We start from the raw sequence: 16,681 nt of genomic DNA on the forward strand, positions 1-16,681 counted from the left end.
GCGTCGACCGTAACGGGCATGGCAGAGCTCAGTCAGTGGTGCCAAAGGGCGTCTTGTCGCGCGGGGAGTTGAACCTGGCGTATCATCGCGGTAATTGTATAGACATAGTCGAGGCGGCGCCGATTCGCTCCGCCCGCCTTTCATCACAGCGGAGCCGAACATGACCCCCATTGTACTGGTGCCGGGCGCTACCCGCCTGGCGCAGCTGGCCGATATTTACTGGCACGAAACGCCGGCAAGACTCGACGACGGCTGCCTGCCGGCGATCGATGACGCCGCCGCCCGCGTGGCCGAGGCCGCCCGTGGCAGCGCGGCGGTGTACGGCGTCAATACCGGTTTCGGCAAGCTGGCCAGCGTCACGATTGCCGCAGCCGACACCGCTACCCTGCAGCGCAACCTGATTCTCAGCCACTGCTGTGGCGTGGGCGAGACGATCTCGCCGCGCATGACGCGGCTGATCATGACCCTCAAGCTGCTCTCCTTCGGCCGCGGCGCCTCCGGCGTGCGCCGCGAGCTGGTAGCGCTGCTGGAGGCCATGCTGGCGCACGGCGTCATGCCGGAGATTCCCGCCCGGGGCTCAGTGGGTGCCTCCGGCGACCTGGCGCCGCTGGCGCACATGACAGCAGTGATGATCGGCGAGGGGATGGCGCGCTACGCCGGCGAGACGCTTCCCGGCAGCGAGGCGCTGGCACGCGCCGGTCTCGAGCCGGTCACGCTGGGCGCCAAGGAGGGGCTGGCCTGTATCAACGGCACCCAGTTCAGCACCGCCTTCGCCCTCGCCGGCCTGTTCGAGGGCTGGCGCGCGGCGCATAACGCGCTGATCATCTCGGCACTCTCCACCGATGCCATCATGGGCTCCACCGCGCCGCTGCAGGCGGAGATTCACAGCCTGCGCGGCCACCGCGGCCAGTGCGAGGCGGCGGCGGTGATGCGCGAGGCGCTGGCCGGCTCGGTCATTCGCGATAGCCATATCGAGGGCGATCAGCGCGTGCAGGACCCCTACTGCATCCGCTGCCAGCCGCAGGTCACCGGCGCGGCAATGGATATCCTGCGCCAGGCGGCCACCACCCTGGAGGTCGAGGCCAACGCCGCCACCGACAACCCGCTGGTGCTGAGCGAGACCGGGCGGATCGTCTCCGGCGGCAATTTTCACGCCGAACCGGTCGGTTTCGCCGCCGATACCATCGCGCTGGCGCTGGCTGAAATCGGCGCCATCGCCCAGCGCCGCGTGGCGCTGATGGTCGACCCCAACCTCAACTGCGATCTGCCGCCCTTTCTGACCCCCAACCCGGGGCTCAACTCGGGGCTGATGATCGCCGAGGTCACTACCGCCGCGCTGATGAGCGAGAACAAACAGCTCGCCAATCCCTGCGTCACCGACAGCACGCCGACCTCCGCCAACCAGGAGGATCACGTCTCGATGGCCGCCCACGGCGCGCGGCGGCTGCTCACCATGGCCGACAATCTACAGCATATTCTCGGCATCGAGCTGCTGTGCGCCGCCCAGGGGGTCGAGTTCCGCGCCCCGCTGACCACCAGCACACCGCTTCAGCGGGTCATCACGCGGCTGCGCGAGGAGATCGCGCCGCTCAGGGAAGACCGCTACCTGGCCCCCGAACTGGAACGCGCCGCCCTGCTGGTGGCCAGCGGCGCGGTGATCGACGCCGCCGCGCTCGATCTGCCCACGCTCGAGCGTCACCCCACGCCATGATCGCGAAACGAGGAGAGCGTCCATGAGCCAGGATTTTTTCGCCTCGCGCGCCCTGCTGCCCGAGGGGTGGCGCCGCGACGTGCGTCTGAGCGTCGATGATGCCGGCATGATCGCAGGCGTTACCCCCGACGCCCACGCCGCTGGCGCCGAGCGGCTGCACGGCCCGCTGCTGCCGGGCATGCCCAACCTGCACTCCCATGCGTTTCAGCGCGCCATGGCGGGGCTGGCCGAGATCGGCTCAGGCGGTACGGACAGTTTCTGGAGCTGGCGCGAGCAGATGTATGCGCTGGTCGACCGGCTGACGCCGGAGCAGGTCGCGGTGATCGCCCGGGTGCTGCAGGTCGAGCTGCTCAAGGGCGGCTATACCCAGCTGAGCGAGTTCCACTACCTGCATCACGACCCGCAGGGGCAGCCCTACGCCGACCCGGCGGCGATGTCGCAGGCGGTGCTGGCAGCAGCAGACGCCAGCGGAATCGCCCTGACGCTGCTGCCGGTACTCTACGCCCACAGCGATTTCGGCGGCCGGCCGCCCGGTCACGGCCAGCGCCGCTTCATACATGAGCCGGAGGCGTACCTGCGCCTGCTGGCGCAGCTGGCGCCACACTGCGCCGCTCACCCCACCCGGGCGCTGGGCATGGCGTTTCATTCACTGCGCGCGGTCACTCCGGCGGAGATGGCGGCGGTGCTCGCCGCCGACCCCGTCGGCCCGCGCCATATCCATGTCGCCGAGCAGCAGCGCGAGGTCGAGGCGTGCCTCGCCTGGAGCGGCAAGCGCCCAGTGCAGTGGTTGCTGGATAACGTCGAGGTGGACGAGCGCTGGTGCCTGATTCACGCCACCCATCTGGATAACGACGAAGTGCGGCGGCTGGCGGCCAGCGGCGCGGTGGTCGGCCTCTGCCCCGTCACCGAAGCCAACCTGGGCGACGGCCTGTTCGCCGCCGAGGCCTATGCCGCCGCCGGTGGCCGCTGGGGGATCGGCTCCGACAGCCAGGTGGCGGTATCGGCCGCCGAGGAGCTGCGCCTGCTGGAGTACGGCCAGCGCCTCACCACCCAGCGTCGCACTGTGCTGCAGGATGGCGCGAGACGCGGCGTTGGCGACTGGCTCTACCAGAGCGCGCTGGCCGGCGGTGCTCAGGCCTCGGGCCAGCCGATCGGCGCGCTGGCAGTGGGTCGGCGAGCGGACTGGGTGGTACTGGACGGCAACAACCCCTGGCTGGCCGGCAGCGACGACGCACACCTGCTGGGCCGCTGGCTGTTCGGCGCCAGCGGCGCGCAGGTGCGCGATGTGATGGTGGCCGGCCGCTGGCAGGTCGAGAACGGCCACCACCGCCTCGATGAACAAAACCACCGGGAGTTGGGCCAGCTGCTCAAGGCGCTTTCAAGCAAGGCCTGAGGGCGGCCTCGGGCCGTGCTCTCCTCCGACGACAATCACAACGACGCAGGAGCCCCCATGTCAAACCCCCACCACGAGGCCTCTACCACCGCGATCACGCCGCGAGTGTGCTGATCAATCTGCGCGAGGGGATGCTGATGACCATGAGCATCCTGCCCTCGATTCTGTCGGTGGGGCTTCTGGGGCTCCTGCTGGCCCGGTACACGCCGGTGTTCGACTGGCTGGGGCTGCTGTTCTATCCGCTGATTGCGCTGCTGGGCATCGACGAGGCGCGCCAGCTGTCGCAGGGGGTCGCCTCGGGGCTGGCCGAGATGTTCCTGCCGGCGCTTTTGATGGCTGACGCCTCACTGCCGGCACGCTTTACCGCCGGCGTGGTGTCGGTCTCGTCGATCCTGTTCTTTTCGGCGTCGATCCCCTGCATTCTGTCGACACGTATCCCGCTGTCGGTGGGGCGGATCGTGGTGGTCTGGTTCCTGCGTACGCTGCTGAGCCTGGTATTTGCCATTCCGGCAGCGCACCTGGTGGCGGCCATCACGACGTAATGTCGTTCGAAAGTATGCACTCGGCCAGACGGGCGCGATGTGCGTATCGAGACGTTCCTTATGCTTCAGGCGACAGCGGGCGGGTCAGCGTGGCCGGCTGGGCCAGATACAGCGAGAGCATCCGGCCCAGCTCGGCCTCGAGCCGGTCGCGTTCGTCGGGGTAACGTTGCATATGCACGCCGGTCGCCTTGAGAACGACCAGCACGGCCAGCGTCCGGGTTTCCACCATGTCTGTCGGCAGATCGGGGTCGATGGCGTGCAGCACGCGCCGAATGCCGCCGCGCATGCTCGCCCGAATCCGCTCGATCGCTTTCGTTGCCGGCTCGTCGGCCCGGTCGAGCGCATCGGCCAGCGCCGAGCCGGCGGTCCGGTAGGGGCCGAGGGCGGCGATCCGGGCCACGAGTTCGCTCGCGGTCTGCTCGACCGGCTGCGCAGGGGCATTGGCCGCGCAGATATCGAAGGCCTCGTCGATGGCATCGCCGAAGCGCTCGAGGATGGTATCGGCCACATGTTCCTTGGTGGGGAAGAACCGGTACAGCGAGCCGATCGCGGTGCCCGATCGGTCCGCGATCTCGGTCATGGTCACGGCGCTGTATTCGCGCTCGGCGAACAGTTCCACGGCTGCGGCCACGATCGCGGCCACGCGCTCGCGCCCGCGTCTGCGCTGCGGCCGAACGGGTTCACGTTGTGCGTCTTGTGCGTTCATTGACTTTTGCGAGGACATCCTCTAATAATATTTTTGCGAGTCAATCCTATCATATCTATTGGATTGGCGTCTTTCCCTCTTTTCGAGGTTTTGTCATGCAACTGGATCCTGCACGTACGGCACTCATTTCGATCGATCTGCAACAAGGCATCGTTGGCCGTGAGCTGGCGCCGCGCAGCGGCGAACAAATCGTCGCCGCCACCCGGGCGCTGGCCGAGCGCTTCCGCCGGGCCGGGGCGCTGGTCGTCAACGTGCGCGTGCTCTGGCACGACGATCTCGGCGATACGCCGCCAGCCAATGTGGACAAACCGCCGCAACGGCCCGAGGGCGGCATGCCGGCAGACGCCATGCGTTTCGTCGATGGCGTGATGCAGCCGGGCGATCTGGAGATCGTCAAACGTCAATGGGGCGCATTCCACGGCACCGAGCTCGATCTGCAGCTGCGCCGCCGCGGCATCTCCACACTCGTGATCGGCGGCATCGCCACCAATTTCGGGGTGGAATCGACGGTTCGCGATGCCTGGGAGTACGGTTATGACGTGGTGGTGCCGGAGGATTTGTGCGCAACGATGTCGAAACCGCTGCACGACATGGCGATCGAGAGCATCTTTCCGCGGCTCGCCCGGGTGACGAACGCCGACGCTCTCGAACTGGTGGCCTGAGATGCGCGCCGCCCGCAAGGCCATGGCGATGCGACAGAGCCTGTTGCGGTGGACGTTGCTGGTGATTCTGTCGGCGGTGCTGGCCGTCGGGCTGGATTGGCTGCATCTGCCGGCTGCTTTTCTGCTCGGGCCGATGATCGCGGCAATCATGGTCGCGGTCAGCTTCGGACCGGTGCATCTGCCGGGGCTGGCGTTCAACTGGGCGCAGGGCGTGGTTGGCTGCCTGATCGCGCGGGCGATAACGCCGTCACTGCTGGCCGAGATCGGGCGGGACTGGCCGATCTTCGCCAGCGGCGTGCTGGCCGTGGTGCTGCTCAGCATGGTGATCGGCTGGCTGCTGACCCGCTGGCAGGTACTGCCGGGTTCGACCGCAATCTGGGGTACGCTGCCAGGGGCCGCGGCTGCGATGGTGATCATGGCCGGCGACTTCGGCTGCGATGTCGGCCTGGTGGCGTTCGTCCAGTACGTTCGAGTGATCATCGTGTCGGTGCTTTCGGCAGTCGTCGCCGCCGTTTTCGTACCGGCCGCCCCGGCCGGCGGGCTTTCGGCGCACATCGCCTTCCTGCCGAGCGACTGGCTCGGTTTCGGCGAGACCGTAGGCTTTATCGTGGTCGCCAGCTTTCTGGCCGTGCGACTGCGCATTCCGGCCGGCCCGCTCATGTTCGTGATGGTGATCGGCGCACTGCTGCAGAATCTGCACGTGCTGCGCATCGCCCTGCCGCAGATACTGCTGATACCGGGCTATTGCGTGCTCGGCTGGGGCATCGGCATGCGCTTCCGGCGCGAAACGCTGCGCCAGGCCATGCACGCGCTGCCGTCGATTCTGGTGTCCACGTTGTTTTTGCTGCTGGCTTGTGGCGGGCTCGCGGTGGTGCTGGTCGAGCTGACCGGCATGGATCCGCTGACCGCCTATCTGGCGACCAGCCCGGGTGGGGCGAGCACCGTGGCGATCATCGCCAGCGCCAGTCATCTGAACGTGGCCTATGTCATGGCGATGCAGGTCGCGCGGGCCTGGTTTCTGATGCTCACCGGGCCGTTGATCGCGCGCACGCTATCGCGCTGGGCGGGTTATCCGCTTGGCCATGGTCGTAGCGGCTCCGGATAGCGCCATGGCCAGGGAATCTGCTGGCCATGGTAGAACCAGCAGCAGTTCTGTCGCACGCCTGCCCTCAGGCGTCGCCGAGATAGTCCGACTCGACGGCGTTGAGTTCATCGTCGAGCCGGTAGCGCAGCGGCACCCCGGTAGGAATGTTGAGGCCGGTAATCTCGTCGTCGGCGATGCCGTCGAGATATTTCACCAGCGCCCGCAGGCTGTTGCCATGTGCCGCGATCAGCACGTTATCGCCGGCCTTGAGGCGCGGGGCGATGGCGTCGTGCCAGTAGGGCAGCACCCGCTGTAGCGTCAATTGCAGCGACTCGGTGGCCGGCAGGGTGCGCGCATCGAGGCGCGCGTAACGCGGGTCGTGACGCGGATGGCCAGGGTCCTCGGGGTCCATCGCCGGGGGCGGCGTGGCGTAGCTGCGACGCCAGATATGCACCTGCTCCTCACCGTGCTTCTCCGCCATCTCGGCCTTGTTGAGCCCCTGCAGCGCCCCGTAGTGACGCTCGTTGAGCCGCCAGTGGCGGTGCACATCGACCCACGACTGCTCCATCTCTTCCATCGCCAGCCACAGCGTGCCGATCGCGCGCCGCAGTACCGAGGTAAAGGCGACATCGAAGCGGATGCCCTCCGCCGCCAGCAGGGTGCCGGCGCGGCGCGCTTCATCGCGGCCGGTGTCGGTCAGATCGACATCTACCCAGCCGGTGAAACGATTCTCCAGATTCCACTGACTCTGACCGTGGCGTAGTAAAACGAGTTGGCCTGCCATGCTTGCCTCCCTGATAAAGGTGACCGTCTCTCTCAGCGTAGCGCAGATCAGCCGACGCCATCAGGCCTGTTGCCGTCAGGGGTGATGTGCCGTCGAGCGCAGCCGGTAGCGGTCGCCGGGGTGCAGCAGATGGGCATAGCTGATCAGGTGCTCCCCCGACCAGGTGCGCCGGCGCACGCCGAGGCAGGGCGCGGCGGGGTCGATGCCGAGATGCCGCGCGGTCTCCGGGTCGGCCAGCAGCGCCTCGACGACATGCTCCATGGCACTGATCGGGCAGGCCGCGACCAGAATCTCGTTGGGGGTATGCCGCTCAAAATCGGCCTTCAGATAGTCGGGCACCCACTGCGGATTGACGTAGCGGTTCTCCAACTGAATCGGCACCTCGTCTTCCAGGTGGATCAGCCGGGTGTGGAACAGCCGATTGCCGATGCGCACTCCCATGCGCATGGCGATCTCGTCGTCAGCGATAATCGTCTCCAGCGTCAGCACCCGGCTGCGATAGGCATTGCCGCGCGCGCGCACCTCATCGGCAATGTTGTTGATCTCGACCAGCGGCGACTCCGAGCGGCGATCGGCCACGAAGGTGCCGATGCCGGGATGGCGCCACAGATAGCCCTCCTGTACCAGATCCCGTATCGCCTTGTGGGCCGTCATGCGGCTGACGGCAAAGGTTTCCGCCAGCGTCTTTTCCGGGGGAATCTGGTGGTCGACGGGAAACTCGCCGCTTTCGATGCGATCCAGCAGGTACTGCCGGATGACGCGATAGCGAGGCTGTGGACGGCTCAAGATATCTCCTTGTCGATGGCGTGCAAGCGGCTACTTTGGAGGTTAGTGTTTGGGTCGTTATTCTGACAGGTTGCGCGCCGGCCGCCACTCGGCAAACCTGTTCGTCCAACGCTCCTGCTTGATTGCTCTGCAGGCTCGACCTTGCCCTTTCCCGGCCGCGGTGCCATCGTCGCCGGGACGATTTTCCTCGACAAGGAGCACAGGATGTTCATCGCCATGAATCGCTTTCGGGTCAACCCGCAGAGAGTTGATGAATTCGAAAAGCTCTGGCTGGAGCGCGAGACCCATCTGCAGGGGCTGCCGGGCTTCGTCGAATTTCACATGCTGCGCGGCCCTGAAGAGGAGGATCACGTCCTCTACGCCTCCCATACCATTTGGCAAACACGCGCGGATTTCGAGGCCTGGACCCACTCGGAAGCGTTTCGCGCCGCCCACGCCAACGCCGGCCAGAGCCGCCGCGAGGGACTCTATCTCGGCCCACCGAAGTTCGAGGGCTTCGAGGTGATCCAGACCATCGGCGGCGACTGAAGCATCGCCCTCACTCCTCGGTATATTGCGCCAGCGCCCCGGCAACCGTCTCGATCGCCTCGACCACTCGTAGCGACGGGTTGAGTGTCTGGGCGGGAACCACAATGATGCGCTCGTTTTGCACCGCGTCGAGCTGGCGTGTCAGCGGATCACTGCGCAGGAAGTCGCGCTTTGCCTGCACATCGTCGGCGGGGTAGAGACGCCGCGCCATCTCGGTGATGACCAGCACGTCAGGGTTGGCCGCGGCGATCCGCTCCCAGCTGACGGCGGGCCACTCCTGATCGCTGTCGATCACGTTGTCGAGCCCCAGCGCTTTCGAGACCACCGCCGGCGCGCCGACGTTGCCCGCCACCCAGGGGTCGCCGTCGAGGGTGGCGCTGGAGAACCAGTAGACCACCGTCAGCGGTTCATCACCATCGCGCACGCTATCGGCCAGCGTGCGAGCCTTTGCGATACGTTCCTCCAGCGAGGCCATCAGCGCCTCGCCGCGCACCTGAACATCGAAGATGCGTGCCATCTGCCGAATTTCCCGCTCGATCAGCGCCATGCTGAAGGGCTCGCTGCGCGCGCCGTCGCTGTTGGAGCTGGCGGTGACCGACTTGCCCACGCAGTCGCTCGGCGACACCCAGGTATTGATGCCCAGCGCCTCGAACTGGTCGCGCCCCGCCACTTCGCCGTTGGGGCCCAGGTGATAGCTGTACTGCGCCGCGACGAAATCGGGGCGGGTGGCCAGCACCGCCTCGAAGCTCGGCGCGTTGTCGTTGAGCCGCGGCACGCGGGCATTGTCCTGACGCAGCTGTGGGGCCACCGGCCCGAACCAGATGGCGCTGCCCACCATGCGCTCGGCCAGCCCCAGCGACAGCAGCAGCTCGGTTTCATGCTGGCCCAGCGTCACCACCCGCTGCGGGGCCTGCTCGAAGGTCTGCGGATCGCCGCAGTTATCGAGCGTGACGGGATAGCCGGTATGTGGCGCTTCGGCGCCGGCTGTCCCGCTGCCAGCGATCAGCAGGCAGCACAGAACGGCGTTGGCCGCTTTTTTCAACATGGGATATGCCCTGAGTCTCGGAGTCCGCCAGCCTGACGATTGTGACCGCATCACGCTACTGAAAACGGCTCAGCATCAGCATTAACGGCGCGCAGGATCCTGTCCCGGTGCGCCGTTAATGCTAAGGTGCGGCTTTCCGTCATATAGCGAGCAGGCTGGGTATGCCACACAGCGAGCGTCCGTCGAAACGTCTGGCCGTGGTCACCGGCGCCAATGCCGGCCTCGGCTTTGAAACCGCCCGCGGCCTGGTCTATCAGAACTATCGGGTAGTGATCGCCGCCCGCAGCGAGCACAAGGGCCGGGCCGCCGTCGAGGCGCTGTTGAAGGACTGCCCCGAAGCGGACGTGCGCTTTGAAGCCCTCGACCTGAGCCGGCTCGCCTCGGTGCGCGACTTCGCCGCCGCCCTGCGCGAGCGGGAAACGGCGCTCGATGTACTGGTCAACAACGCCGGCATCATGGCATTGCCGCAGCGGGAGCTGACCGAGGAGGGCTTCGAGCGTCAGCTGGGCGTCAACTACCTGGGCCACTTTCTGCTCACCAGCGAGCTACTGCCGCTTTTGACCGCCGCCGGGGCACCGCGTGTGGTACAGCTTTCGAGCCTCGCCCATCGCGGCGGCCGGATCGACTTCGACGACCTTCAGGGCGAAAAAGGCTACGACCCCTGGCGCGCCTATCGCCAGTCCAAGCTCGCCATGCTGCTCTTCAGCCAGGCGCTACAGCAGCACAGCGACGCCGAAAGCTGGGGCCTCGACAGCCTTGCCGCCCACCCTGGTCTTGCGCGCACGGCGCTGTTTGAACACGGCGTCAGAAGCCGGGCACTGGTCGGCGCGCTGTTCCGGCTGACGCTGCCGATTATGACCCAGTCCGCCGCCGAGGGCGCCCGCCCCATCCTGCACGCCGCCACCGCCAGCGACTTCCGACCCGGCGACTACTTCGGTCCCGGCGGCTTCGCCGAGACCCGCGGTGCCCCCGAGCGCGCCCGGATGTCCGCTACCGCCTGCGACGCCGCCCTGGCCGAACGGCTGTGGCAGGTCTCCTGCGAGCTGACAGGGGCGATGTGGCGGGAAGAGACGACGACCTGACACCGGCACCTGGCCACTACAGATTATCCGTCGCCCTGACGACCGCGGCGACGTCGTCAAAGAGCGCCCTGACCCGGGCCGTCCAGCGCAAATCGGCATGGGTCAGCAGCCACAGATTGGTATCCAGTGATGCCACCGTTTCGCCGACTCTCACCAGCAGCGGCTCGGCATCGGCCAGATAGCAGGGCAGCACGCCGCAGCCCATACCGACCCGAATGGCACTCATCATGCCGAACATGCTGTCGGCGCGATAACCGACCGCCTCTTCTACGCCCTGCTCGCGCATCCAGCGCTCCAGCGCCGGATAGCCCATGGCCGCGTCCGGGCCGACCCACACCGCTTGCGTTACCTGGTTATCGCGGCGGGTATAGACCGCCTGACGCACGCTGCCGATACATCGGCCGATCAGGCTTTCCGGCGGATGGTTGGTCGGGCGAATGGCGATATCCGCCTCGCGTCGGGTGATATCCAGAGTGCGGTTGGAGATCGCGACTTCCAGCAGGATATCCGGGTAACGCTGGCGAAAACGATGAAAGATCGGCGTCAGCAGCCCATGCAGCAGCGTATCGGTCGTGGTGATGCGTAACGTACCGGCGAGCGCCGGGTTGTGGCCCTGCAAGCGACGCTCGGCATCGTGAACCTCCTTTGCCATGCGCGCCGCGCTGTCGGCCAGCTCCCAACCGGCCTGCGTGGGACGATAGCCGCCGCTGTGGCGCTCGAAGAGTCGCACCGCCAGTTGGCGCTCGAGAGCGTTCAGGCGCCGGAAGACAGTGGCATGATTGACCGCCAGCCGCCGTGCCGCACCGGCGAGCGAGCCGGTTTCGGCTATCGCCAGCACTAATGGCAGGTCATTCCAGCGCAGTCCCTCAGCCGGCATATTGATTGGCCCTTGCATTCTTGCAAACAGAAATTGTGAATATCATGGATCGCATTGTAGCGCTGCAGATCACAACATGACTCGCTCACGTCACGGCGAGGAAATCTTTATGCAGGTCCTGATCGTTCACTGCCATCCCGAACCCGGCTCCTTCAATGCGGCGCTGACCGGCGACGCCCGGGAAACCCTCGAGAGGGCCGGACATAGCGTCGACGTCGCCGATCTTTATGCAGAAGGCTTCGATCCGGTCGAACGTCGCGAACATTTCGATGATCGCCTTGACCCGTCGCGCTTCAAGCCACTGGACGAACAGCGTCATGCTGTCAATCACGACCGCCTGGCACCACAGGTGGTACAAGACATCGAACGCCTCAAGCGCGCCGATCTGGTCATTCTACAATTTCCGCTCTGGTGGCATGGCCCACCGGCGATGCTCAAGGGCTGGTTCGATCGAGTATTTGTCTATGGCGGCCTCTATAGCGGGCAGCGCCGCTTCGATCGTGGGCCGCTGAGCAGCCGGCGGGCGCTGTGTTCCGTAACCACCGGCGGCCCACGCGAGACCTTCTCGACCTACGGGCGCAGCGGCGACATCACGACCTTCATGTGGTCGCTGCACTGTTCGCTCTACTATGTGGGATTTGACGTTTTGGCGCCGCAGATCGTCTACGGCGTACAGGGCGGAGGATTGAGCTATGAAGCAGAAGACGACTTTCAGCGTCGGCTCGAAATCGCTCGAAAAGAGTGGAGAGCGCGACTGCCGGCGCTGGATGACGAGGCCGCCATACCGTTCAGCGGCTGGCAGGACTGGGACGACCGGGGCGTTTTAAAAGAGCGGCATCCACTGCGCTGGCGAGTATAAGAGCACGCGGCAAGGAGACGACCAGACTTCGTTCAACGCCCAACAGGATGCGGCGTTCAAGCCCCCGGTTCGTCTTCCCAATAATCGGGGCTCTCCTCCGAACGACGAATGAGCCTCGTGAACCCACCCTCGGGCTGTTCGCTTTTGATCATCAACTTGCCGGAGTCCGGATATTCAATCACCTCCGCCGCCGCACGTGTCGATATCGCCAGATATTTCAACGCCAGAGTCCCGTTGTTGATCAACTGATGAGCGGTATCGACGCCACCCGCCGGTGCGGCCAGCACATCACCGGCGCGAACTGCATGGCGCCGCTCACCGTAACGATATTCTCCCTTACCCGAGAGGATCACAAAAAGCTCCTCCTCGACATGATGGTTGTGAAACGGGCAACCGGATTTGCCGGGCGGCACCTCGCTGTAGCTCACACCCAACCCTTTCATGCCAGTCAGCGCGTTCAAGGAGGCATCCGCGGATTCGAAATCCTGCCCTTGTTGCCAGGCATCGAGTCTCAGCTCGGCAAGCCGGATAACCGGGTTCATGCTACACCTCACTCATTGATTATTTCTGACGTGTCAGCAGGGGGCTGACACGCCTGTGCTGACTGCTCTCTGCTCGGCTTCCACACTGACACAGCGCTCGCTGAAGGCGCCATACTCCACATCAGCCAGGTAATTACGTAGGATGAACGATCCATCGCGACCAGGAACCGCCATGCCGACACCGCTGCCCCGCCTTTTACTCCCATCGTTTGCGGGCCTCATTGCGCTGGCGCTCTCCCTGCCATCGGCACTGGCCGATAACACATCGCCTGGCGCTGCCGTGGCAATGCAGAAAGCCGAGATACTGGAGAGCCGCGCCTCTGATGCCGGCGGCGTGCAGCCACTGCCCTCCGGCGTTCGCCTGAGCCGTGATGGCGTTCGTGCGGTCGACCCGCGCGGCCAGGCGCCGCTCAACGACGCCGTCAGCTGCCTGGCCCGCTCGATCTACTGGGAAGCCAAGGGCACACCGCGGGGCGAGATGGAAGCGGTCGCCAACGTGGTCATGAATCGACTCGGCAGCAGTCGGTTTCCATCCACCCTGTGCGGTGTCGTGCAGGAAGGCTCGGAGACGGGACGCTGTCAGTTCTCCTGGTGGTGCGACGGGCGCCCCGACGAGGCGCACGAAATGGCCGAGTACGCCACCGCCCGCGAAATCGCCCGCCTCGCCCTCAACGGCCAGCTGGCCGACCGCACCCACGGCGCGCTCTTTTTCCATCACAAGGGCATTACCCCGAGCTGGGCGTCGAGCTTTATCCGTACCATGCAGTCGCGTGAGTTCGATTTCTACCGGCCGCCGAGCTGAGCGGCGCGGGGCTCATTCGCTCACGCCCGCCCTCTCCTGCCTGCCGAGACCGCGTCCCGGCGCGGTGATTGCCATGAAGCGCTCGAGCGTCCGACGCGAGGCCGGCGCCGTTTTCAGTGACACCATCACGAACAGCGGCAGGTTGATCACCAGCCCCCAGAAGCCGGCATGAATGCCCAGCGGGTTGCGCCACGCGAGGGTGAACAGCGCCGTCACCGTGAAGCCCGCAGCCAGCCCACACAGCACCCCCGCCCGGCTGGCCCGCGGCCACAGGAAAATGCCGATGAAGGCCGGCAGCATCTGCGCGGCGAAGCCCAATCCTACCAGCAGAATCATGATCAGGTTGCCGGGCTCGAGCATCGCCACCGGCCCCACGATCAGCACCATGATGGGAAAGAGCATCCAGCGCGCCAGGCCGGCGCTGCGCTCGTCCGACAGGCGCAGCGCCGGTTTCAGCACATCGCGCGTCCAGGTCAGCGCCGTGCCGTGAATGAAGGGCTCGGCGGAGGACATCGCCGCCGCCAGGGTGCCCGCCCCCAGCAGGCCGACCAGCAGCGCGGGCATCTGCGCGAGCGCCAGCTGCAGCGCCACGGTATCCGGCCGCGCCAGCTCCGGCAGGGTGAAAATACCGATGAAACCCACCACCACCATGGGCAGAATCACCAGATAGTAGGTAGGCAGCCAGGTGGCGCCGCGGCGGATGTTGTGTGCCGAGCTGGCGCTCATCCACTGCAGCCACACCGGCTGCTGAAAGGAGAACATCGAGACGATCACCGAGGAGGTCCAGAAAGCGAAGCTCATATCACCCATGCTACCGGGCAGGGTGAGAAATTCGGGACGCGCCTGCTGCAGGCGCTCGAAGACGCCGCCGAACCACCAACTGCCGGTGAACTGATGCGTCGCCCATAGCCCGATCACCCAGGCCACGACCATCATCAGCGCGCCCTGAAAGGCGTTGGTGACGCCGATGGCGCGCTGACCGCTGACGAACAGATAGCTGGCAATACAGCCCAGTACCAGCCAGACACCTACCGCGGTGGGCAGCGCGCCGCCGGTCATCACGTTGAGAATATAAGCGGCGCCGATGGTCTGCAGCACCGCATAAGCCAGCGCGCCGATCGACATCACCAGCGCGGTTAGCGCCCCCAGTAGCGGACTCTCGAAGCGCTCCGCCACCGCCTGGGCCTGGGTCACATGCCCCAGCTGCGCGCCGAAGGCCCACACCCGCGGGCCGCAGTACCAGGCCACCAGCGCCAGGTAGCTCAGATAGACCATCACGTAGAACACCGGCACCCCCTTGCTCCACGCCCAGCCGGGCGCGCCCATGAAGGTGTAGGCGCTGACGCTGCCGGCGCCCATCAGCAGATAGAGCATCAGCGGCCCCATGCTGCGCCCGGCGATGCCCCACTGCTCGAAGCTGTTCATTTTCCTGCCGGCGCCGGCCCTGAGGCCGAGGGCGATCGCGACCAGCAGATAACCCAGCGTCAGTACCATAGGCAGCCAGCTCATGGGCGCGGCTCCCCGGCACGCTCAGCGCGCTCTGTCATACGTTCAGACAGCGGATTGAGCCGATTGGCCAGCAGCATCAGCGCGGTACAAGCCAGCGGTATCAGGCACGACCAGGCGGCCAACAGCGGCACTCCCAGCACCAGCGCGGCGCTATTGACCAGCCCGATGGCGGGCCAGATGCCGGCGAGGATCACGACGACAAAAAGCGCCAGCAGCACCCGATTGCGGACGCTCAAGGGCAGCAGGAAAGAGGTTTTCATGGTCCAACACTCCCTGAATTATTGTTCATGTGAAGGCTCGCGATCAGGCCGGTGGCTGCGGCCAACGGGTCACCGGCCCGAGCTCGCTTTCGAGCCTGTAGGCCAGCTGCAGCGCCAAACGATCCGCGAAGCGCGGTGCAATGATCTGCACGCCCAGCGGCAACCCGTCGCGACTGAAACCGCCGTTGAGCGAAATCGCCGGTTGTTCGCCCATGTTCCAGGGCAGGGTAAAACCGAGATGCTCGAAGGGATGCTCCGGGTCGTTGGAGGGATGGCCATAGTCCGCCGGGAAGGCGATATTGGGCGTGGTGGGCGAGATAATCGCATCAACGCCGTCGAAAGCGGTAGCGGTGGCGCGCTGCATCGCCAGACTCTGCTCGAAGCCGGCCACCGCGTCGACGGCCGAGAGTTCGGCCCCGCGCGCCGCCCACTGCGTGATCAGCGGAAAAACGCGCTCACGCTGTGCGGCTTGCAGTCCGGACAGTGCCTTCCACTGACGCGCGCGCCAGAAATTGTCCAGCCCGTCGAGCATCTGCCGCGTCATGACGGGCACCATCGGCACCAGCTCGGCACCGGCGCGCTCAAACAGCGCCGCCGCCGACTCGACCGCTTCCAGAATGGGCGATTCGACCGCCATACCGCAGCCGGCATCCAGCATCACGCCGAGACGCAGCCCCCTGACGTCGACATCCAGCGCCTGCCAGTCGATGTCGCTGGGCGGCAGGCGGGTCGCATCGCGCCGGTCGGTGCGCGCCAGGCTCGCCATCAGCAGCGCCGCGTCCTCGACGCAGCCTGTCATAGGCCCGGCACAGCGGCCCGGGTACCAGGGGTCGATGGGAATACGACCCAGCGTCGGCTTGAAGCCGACCAGGCCGCACCAGGCCGCCGGCAGCCGCACCGAGCCACCGATATCGGTGCCCACGTGTAGCGGGCCCAGCCGCGCCGCGCCGGCAGCACCCGCCCCCGAACTGGAACCGCCGGGATTGTTGATCAGCCGCCACGGATTGCGCGTCGTACCGTGAAAGGAGGAGACCCCGGAGGAGAGCATGCCGAAATCGGGACAGGTGGTACGTGCCATGATCATGGCGCTATCTTCACGCAGCCGCGCGGTGGGCGGCGCATCCTCGGCGGCCGGCACCAGGTCGGTAACCACGGTACCCTGCGGAATGACACGCCCCTTGATGGCGATCAGCTCCTTGAGCGTGACCGGCACCCCCTCCAGCGGGCCCGCCGGCTCGCCGCGCTGCCAGCGCCGTGTGGCAGCCTCGGCATCGCGCCGCAGCGTTTTGTCATCGAACTCATAGAGCGCGTTGATGTGCGGCTCCCAGCGCTCGATATGGGGAATCAGGGTGTCTACGTACTCCGTCGGCGACAGCCTGCCCTGGCGATAGCCGGCCAGCAGCCTGGTCGCGGACCAGTCCATGAGCGACATTCCGGTCTCCTTTTGATTATGGAATGTCTACATACTGCAACCCTGGAACCTCTCGGGCTACTGCAAGATGCCGGACA

18 protein-coding genes are annotated in these 16,681 nt (G+C 66.1%); 9 read left to right on the plus strand and 9 right to left on the minus strand.

Features of this window, described 5'->3' with window-relative positions; translation table 11 throughout:
- The first annotated feature begins 160 nt into the window (after window positions 1-160).
- From hutH to H146_RS0106295, 3 genes are all read left to right on the plus strand, one after another.
- The gene (hutH, locus tag H146_RS0106285) at window positions 161-1,711 is read left to right on the plus strand and encodes a histidine ammonia-lyase (protein WP_019951019.1); all 1,551 of its coding nucleotides are present in this window, start codon (window positions 161-163) and stop codon (window positions 1,709-1,711) included.
- Between the two features lie 22 nt (window positions 1,712-1,733).
- A complete protein-coding gene (locus H146_RS0106290) occupies window positions 1,734-3,104 on the plus strand; it encodes a formimidoylglutamate deiminase (protein ID WP_019951020.1) in 1,371 nt (456 codons plus the stop codon).
- A gap of 107 nt (window positions 3,105-3,211) precedes the next feature.
- Window positions 3,212-3,646: a hypothetical protein gene (locus tag H146_RS0106295; RefSeq protein WP_019951021.1), complete on the plus strand. Its 435-nt coding sequence runs from the start codon at window positions 3,212-3,214 to the stop codon at window positions 3,644-3,646.
- Window positions 3,647-3,704: 58 nt separating this feature from the next.
- On the opposite strand, the gene H146_RS18635 is transcribed toward H146_RS0106295, so the two are convergent.
- Window positions 3,705-4,289, minus strand: coding sequence for a TetR/AcrR family transcriptional regulator (locus H146_RS18635; RefSeq protein WP_211213298.1), 585 nt, complete (start codon window positions 4,287-4,289; stop codon window positions 3,705-3,707).
- A 158-nt stretch (window positions 4,290-4,447) separates the two neighbouring features.
- On the opposite strand from H146_RS18635, the gene H146_RS0106305 reads away from it, so the two are divergent.
- Together H146_RS0106305 and H146_RS18640 are read left to right on the plus strand one after the other, a co-directional pair.
- Window positions 4,448-5,014, plus strand: a complete 567-nt coding sequence (locus tag H146_RS0106305) for an isochorismatase family protein (protein ID WP_019951023.1) — start codon at window positions 4,448-4,450, stop codon at window positions 5,012-5,014.
- Between the two features lies 1 nt (window position 5,015).
- On the plus strand, window positions 5,016-6,119 hold the full coding sequence (locus H146_RS18640) for an AbrB family transcriptional regulator (protein WP_019951024.1): 1,104 nt from the start codon (window positions 5,016-5,018) through the stop codon (window positions 6,117-6,119).
- Window positions 6,120-6,183: 64 nt separating this feature from the next.
- Here the strand turns inward: H146_RS18640 and gpmA are convergent, their stop codons facing one another.
- Together gpmA and hutC are read right to left on the minus strand one after the other, a co-directional pair.
- Window positions 6,184-6,882, minus strand: coding sequence for a 2,3-diphosphoglycerate-dependent phosphoglycerate mutase (gene gpmA / locus H146_RS18645; protein WP_019951025.1), 699 nt, complete (start codon window positions 6,880-6,882; stop codon window positions 6,184-6,186).
- Window positions 6,883-6,957: 75 nt separating this feature from the next.
- Complete coding sequence (gene hutC, locus H146_RS0106320) at window positions 6,958-7,668, minus strand: histidine utilization transcriptional repressor HutC (RefSeq protein ID WP_019951026.1); 711 nt, start codon at window positions 7,666-7,668, stop codon at window positions 6,958-6,960.
- Window positions 7,669-7,872: 204 nt separating this feature from the next.
- Here hutC and hmuQ point away from each other — a divergent pair, with 204 nt between their 5' ends.
- Window positions 7,873-8,196 carry a heme-degrading protein HmuQ gene (gene hmuQ / locus H146_RS0106325; protein ID WP_019951027.1) on the plus strand — a complete coding sequence of 108 codons (324 nt, stop codon included), beginning with the start codon at window positions 7,873-7,875 and terminating at the stop codon, window positions 8,194-8,196.
- A gap of 10 nt (window positions 8,197-8,206) precedes the next feature.
- Here the strand turns inward: hmuQ and H146_RS0106330 are convergent, their stop codons facing one another.
- A complete protein-coding gene (locus tag H146_RS0106330) occupies window positions 8,207-9,241 on the minus strand; it encodes an ABC transporter substrate-binding protein (protein WP_019951028.1) in 1,035 nt (344 codons plus the stop codon).
- A 161-nt stretch (window positions 9,242-9,402) separates the two neighbouring features.
- Between H146_RS0106330 and H146_RS0106335 the strand changes: the two genes are divergently transcribed.
- Window positions 9,403-10,323, plus strand: a complete 921-nt coding sequence (locus H146_RS0106335; protein ID WP_019951029.1) for an oxidoreductase — start codon at window positions 9,403-9,405, stop codon at window positions 10,321-10,323.
- Window positions 10,324-10,339: 16 nt separating this feature from the next.
- On the opposite strand, the gene H146_RS18650 is transcribed toward H146_RS0106335, so the two are convergent.
- Complete coding sequence (locus H146_RS18650; protein WP_033195491.1) at window positions 10,340-11,200, minus strand: LysR family transcriptional regulator; 861 nt, start codon at window positions 11,198-11,200, stop codon at window positions 10,340-10,342.
- Window positions 11,201-11,309: 109 nt separating this feature from the next.
- On the opposite strand from H146_RS18650, the gene H146_RS0106345 reads away from it, so the two are divergent.
- Complete coding sequence (locus tag H146_RS0106345; RefSeq protein WP_026351787.1) at window positions 11,310-12,059, plus strand: NAD(P)H-dependent oxidoreductase; 750 nt, start codon at window positions 11,310-11,312, stop codon at window positions 12,057-12,059.
- 56 nt (window positions 12,060-12,115) lie between these two features.
- Here H146_RS0106345 and H146_RS0106350 read toward each other — a convergent pair whose 3' ends face one another.
- Window positions 12,116-12,601: a cupin domain-containing protein gene (locus H146_RS0106350; RefSeq protein ID WP_019951032.1), complete on the minus strand. Its 486-nt coding sequence runs from the start codon at window positions 12,599-12,601 to the stop codon at window positions 12,116-12,118.
- A gap of 172 nt (window positions 12,602-12,773) precedes the next feature.
- Here H146_RS0106350 and H146_RS0106355 point away from each other — a divergent pair, with 172 nt between their 5' ends.
- A complete protein-coding gene (locus tag H146_RS0106355; RefSeq protein ID WP_019951033.1) occupies window positions 12,774-13,403 on the plus strand; it encodes a cell wall hydrolase in 630 nt (209 codons plus the stop codon).
- A gap of 12 nt (window positions 13,404-13,415) precedes the next feature.
- Here H146_RS0106355 and H146_RS0106360 read toward each other — a convergent pair whose 3' ends face one another.
- Genes H146_RS0106360 through H146_RS0106370 form a run of 3 tightly spaced genes read right to left on the minus strand, consistent with a single transcriptional unit; the run spans window position 13,416 to window position 16,604 of the window.
- On the minus strand, window positions 13,416-14,912 hold the full coding sequence (locus H146_RS0106360; RefSeq protein WP_019951034.1) for a sodium:solute symporter family protein: 1,497 nt from the start codon (window positions 14,910-14,912) through the stop codon (window positions 13,416-13,418).
- Complete coding sequence (locus H146_RS18655) at window positions 14,909-15,172, minus strand: hypothetical protein (RefSeq protein WP_019951035.1); 264 nt, start codon at window positions 15,170-15,172, stop codon at window positions 14,909-14,911. The genes H146_RS0106360 and H146_RS18655 overlap by 4 nt, the downstream gene beginning before the upstream one ends.
- A gap of 43 nt (window positions 15,173-15,215) precedes the next feature.
- Window positions 15,216-16,604, minus strand: a complete 1,389-nt coding sequence (locus H146_RS0106370) for an amidase (protein WP_019951036.1) — start codon at window positions 16,602-16,604, stop codon at window positions 15,216-15,218.
- Window positions 16,605-16,681 lie beyond the last annotated feature (77 nt).

The sequence above is a fragment of the Kushneria aurantia DSM 21353 genome, assembly GCF_000382245.1.
Lineage (GTDB): Bacteria > Pseudomonadota > Gammaproteobacteria > Pseudomonadales > Halomonadaceae > Kushneria > Kushneria aurantia.